General features: G+C 54.8%; 1 rRNA gene. It reads left to right on the top strand.

The window, feature by feature from the left end:
* Positions 1-299 (top strand): 23S ribosomal RNA (locus tag GPK90_RS15425); the annotation flags it as partial.

Below are 299 nucleotides of genomic sequence, written 5' to 3'. Positions count from 1 at the left end.
TGCCCTGGGTAAGTCGGGGCCTAAGGCAAGGCTGAGAAGCGTAGCTGATGGACAACAGGTTTAGATTCCTGTACCACATGGTATCAGAACTGTGGGGACGCAGAGGGATAAGATGACCGGGGGACAGATTCCCGGGCAAGCGCAGGAGGTGTCAGGCAGGCAAAACCGTCTGACAAGCCAAAGGCGTGACGCGGACCGAACTAAAGTAGGGAAGCATCTGATTCCAGCTGCCGAGAAAAGCCGCTATTGTGTATCATGTGCCCGTACCGTAAACCGACACAGGTGGATGAGGAGAGAAT

The sequence above is a fragment of the Clostridium sp. MCC344 genome, assembly GCF_018785365.1.
Classification (GTDB): domain Bacteria; phylum Bacillota; class Clostridia; order Lachnospirales; family Lachnospiraceae; genus Pilosibacter.
Note: the sequence above shows the minus strand (reverse complement) of the source record. Positions and strands in the feature narration are given on the sequence as shown.